We start from the raw sequence: 3887 nt of genomic DNA on the forward strand, positions 1-3887 counted from the left end.
ATTTGCACAATGTACTTAGTAAACTGGGCTCCACTATCAATCATTTTTTGAACTTCTTTAGAAGAACTGTTATAGTCCTGCCATTTCATTTCTGATCTGACCTGTTCATAATAATACCATTCACCTTCATCCTTACCTTTCTTTTGCTTCTTACGTCGAAATGCTGATTTACCTCTTTCTTTAACTTGTTTTTGAGAAGCTCTTTTGGTCCTTACAGAGAAGAAATTTTTCTTTCCATAATACTCATATGCTTTTCCATTGTGATTTAGGACCATGCAATAAATAAATCCAAAAGCCTCACGCTCTTTAACAGGTAAATCAGATATCTTTTCTATTTTGTTTCCTTGATATAACCAACTCATGCACTATTTGTTTTCGTATTATCTAAATGTTCGTTCTGTTTCCATTCTTTTTATGCATTCTAAAGCTGTCTCATTCTCTTTGAGGTTGTACCCACAACCAAGTGTTCCACCCTTCCATGATCCTTTTCTACTGCCAACTTCTTTAGAAAATTCTACATCTATTGTCCTCACAACTTTTGCAAAAAGACCTGTCCATTTTAACCAGTGTTGTCGCCATTCTCTCTCTGCTACATAGACTTTAGTTGGAATATAAGTAAGATCTGATTTATCTAAGAAATTATACTCGATCATAAATTGTTTTTCCTTCCACTTACTTATATAAAAACCTTTGTTTTGGCCTTTAAGTTCATGTTCCCAAATATCATCTTTTAAAAGAATAGAGTGCCTGATATGGGTATAAGCCCAAGGCATATCATAAGATTTATAATTTCCCCACTGCCATATAAAACAAGTTGGAAAATTAACTTTACCAGGTATAGGATCAATATGATACATATAAAAACCATACTCAGGACTGTCACTTTCATTATCCATTCCAGAATCTAGTGGTAATTTTAAGTATATATCTCCCCATGCAAAAAATAAAAATGGGATTAATAACAAATGAAACCAACTTATTGTCAGTGTAAATAAACTTACTAAAATAACACCCAATACAATTAAGGATGTTACATTAGTTTTTATTTGTGGTCTAGGGTCAAAATAACCATATGCCTCAACAGTAAATTTAAAATACGATTTTTGCTTGTAAAAGGAGAACCAATCTTTATGGCTCTCTATTCCTCTTTCACTGTAGTCGGTTTTAAATTTATACTTTATTTTTTGCTTTGTGTTTTTTTCTTTTAATTCGTGTGCTGGTGTTGCATTACAATTTTGACTGTCCTTTTCCATTAAATTGTTTTTAACATGTCTTTTATTAGGTTAATATAACCATCAATATCGTTTCTCAAATCAGTTACATTTACCAATGCTTCTTTGAAGAAACTTCTCTGATCTATAAACGTTTTGTAGCTATCCGATCCTGATGCAAATTTCTCTGCTTGGTTAATAGAGCAGATATCATATATCAAATGGTCATCATCATCCTTAAAGGTTCCTTTGTGTATTGCAATAGCTATTCTAAACTTAATACCTGTTGCAGCCTTATCATCTCTTTTTTGCCATTCAGCAGCTACGTGTTTTCTATGTGGTCTTAAATCGGCACGAAGGTCGACCAATCGAGCTTCATACTCAATTAATGTTTCTGTCTTTACTTCTGCTGTTCTTCTAAAGATATTGAATGTATCTCTAAATGCATTGAACTCTGTTATTATTGTATCTAATTCCCTAGCCATTTAATCTTTCCATTAAAACGTTAAACACTTCTTCATTATCTTTTAGGTAGTCTATGACTTGTGCCTTACCATTAAGTTTTATTTCTTCACCTTCTGTATCTGCAAAAGAAAACCAAGCTCCACCTTGTTTAATCATGCCATTGACAATAAAAATACTTGTATACTCATCAAACTCATTAAAACCGCAGTCATAATAGAAATTTACTTTGTGTACTTCTTTTGGATTGTAAGATGCTATTTTACTTTTCTTTATTCTACAATCTATTACATGACCTATCTCTTCACCATTTTCATCTTTAAGAATATCTTTCTTAGTTAACTCTAAAATAAGGTTGGCCATAGTATATTGCCATTGGCCACGAGGAAGTTTTCTCGGATCTCCCATTGCACCTGGATCTAACTTGTAACTAGTAAGACCAATTAAAGTTGAATCTCTTCTCATGCAATTACCTTCTATAATAGGCATACGTGCTGTATACTTTCTAGCTTCAACAGCCATGTTGTTTTCGGCAGCTGATTTTGCTTCCACTACGGCACTTACAAAAATAGGTATTGAATCAATAATAATAGTTCCAACTTCATCTGCTGTTGAAAATGCCTCTGCTGTATCTAACATGTCTTCTAAACTTCTACCCTTTACATAATATATCATGTCTTTAGTAACACCCATACGAGCCATGTAAGATTCATCTAGTGTACCTTCGCCATCTAAGTATACACCTATTCTTCCAGTTTCTTCAAATTCTTTTCTAATTGCTATTAAAGCTATGGATGATTTACCTACGCCACCATCAGCGATGATCAAGTTAAACCCACCTTTTGTATACCCACCATTTGTCATCATATCCAAGTAAGGACTTCCTATTGAAGTGGTGTTTTTTACAAAATAATCTTCTGGTTGTTTAGATGCCAACATAATTATGTCATCTTCTTTCTTGCCCTTGTTTAATTTTTTTAGTACGTCTTGTAATCTAGCCATTATTCTTTTATGTATTTATCGTAAACTTTAAAATTTATTTTCTACTATCACGTAGTAGCTATCACCTAATCCTTTATAACGACCATCAAAGCTATAATTATAATCAAGAAATCTTTTAGTCTCTTTAGTGATAGGGGTTAAAATAAAAGGTGGGAACATTCCTAGGTCTATACCGCTATCAGTGTATTTTCTATTTGCTTCTTTACAAGAAGTTAAACTAGGATAGATATACTCTTTTTGTTGTTTTTTAAAATCTTCCGATTTAGTTTGTACTAAAATGATATCTTCATCTGTAGGTCTTTTTTGAATGACTACATAAGGGTAGTCTTTTTTTGGGTAAGTATTTTCTATTGGTGTCATATCGTAATATTATGTTTTAAAGTAATAATTTAAGTTCTTTTTCTTACTCTTTTATATATTTATCGTAAACTTTATAATTTATTTTCTCCGTAATTTTTTCTTCTAGTTCAGCGAAGATATGGCTAATTTGTGAGAATACCAACATTTCTTGAAATTTATCTATTGGGAAATTATCAAAATTAGTATGGCATTGACTTGTCGAGTACATACCACACATGTAAACTACATTCTCATCATTAGTAGCTACAGATTTAAAATATCCCTTAGGAAGAATATGTGCTATCTCACTTACATGTCCTTTTAGTCTGGCACCACATTCTGCACAGCATGCACTTGTATTCTTTATTATACCAACATGTTTCTCAAAGAATTCACCATATCCTTTTCTTTCTTCCTTACGTCTTTCGAGACCTTTCTTCGAGTATCTTTTCATTTACTTATTTTTTCTTTTTTCATTCTTAAAGTATCCCCTAGCTCTTTCTATTAATAGTAAAGCACTGTTCCATAACATAAGAAATATCAGAATTATAAAAAAGATTTTTATAATCACTGTCAGTGCCATTAACAAGTTAATTATTAACTCTACCATATCAACCAATAGTTTACTTGGTATGCTAAACTACCGAAAAATATTACTACATCTAACCACCTAAAAAAAAGAGGTAGTTCTTTCCAGAATAAAGAATCTATGCAACCAGTTATTTTTTTCTCAAAGATTTTTGTATGTGTTAACAGTGCCAATACTCCATAAATAAAAGTAAATGTGAATAGTATATTATGTATCATTTTTTTTTAATTGTTTTTAATTGTTCCTTTGTAAGGTGTGTACCGTATCTTTCTATTATCTCATCG

Annotated in this window: 6 protein-coding genes; all 6 read right to left on the reverse strand. The window is 31.7% G+C overall.

Translation table 11 applies throughout. The annotated features are described in order from the left end of the window. On the reverse strand, positions 1 to 362 hold a 362-nt coding region (locus ACI9TV_RS15975), incomplete at its 3' end, for a hypothetical protein (RefSeq protein WP_415251817.1). 18 nt (positions 363 to 380) lie between these two features. After that, positions 381 to 1253 (reverse strand): hypothetical protein, encoded by an 873-nt coding sequence (locus ACI9TV_RS15980; protein ID WP_415251818.1) that lies wholly within the window; start codon positions 1251 to 1253, stop codon positions 381 to 383. Continuing rightward, on the reverse strand, positions 1253 to 1696 hold the full coding sequence (locus ACI9TV_RS15985; protein ID WP_415251819.1) for a hypothetical protein: 444 nt from the start codon (positions 1694 to 1696) through the stop codon (positions 1253 to 1255). Before ACI9TV_RS15985 ends, ACI9TV_RS15980 begins: the two co-directional genes overlap by 1 nt. Further along, entirely contained in the window at positions 1689 to 2675 is a 987-nt protein-coding gene (locus ACI9TV_RS15990; protein ID WP_415251820.1) for a hypothetical protein, read from the reverse strand. Before ACI9TV_RS15990 ends, ACI9TV_RS15985 begins: the two co-directional genes overlap by 8 nt. 27 nt (positions 2676 to 2702) lie before the next feature. Beyond that, entirely contained in the window at positions 2703 to 3035 is a 333-nt protein-coding gene (locus ACI9TV_RS15995) for a hypothetical protein (protein ID WP_415251821.1), read from the reverse strand. 43 nt (positions 3036 to 3078) lie between these two features. Next, the gene (locus tag ACI9TV_RS16000; protein ID WP_415251822.1) at positions 3079 to 3468 is read right to left on the reverse strand and encodes a hypothetical protein; all 390 of its coding nucleotides are present in this window, start codon (positions 3466 to 3468) and stop codon (positions 3079 to 3081) included. Between the last annotated feature and the right edge of the window lie 419 nt (positions 3469 to 3887).

The sequence above is a fragment of the Sulfurimonas sp. genome (genome assembly GCF_047622445.1).
GTDB lineage: Bacteria > Campylobacterota > Campylobacteria > Campylobacterales > Sulfurimonadaceae > Sulfurimonas.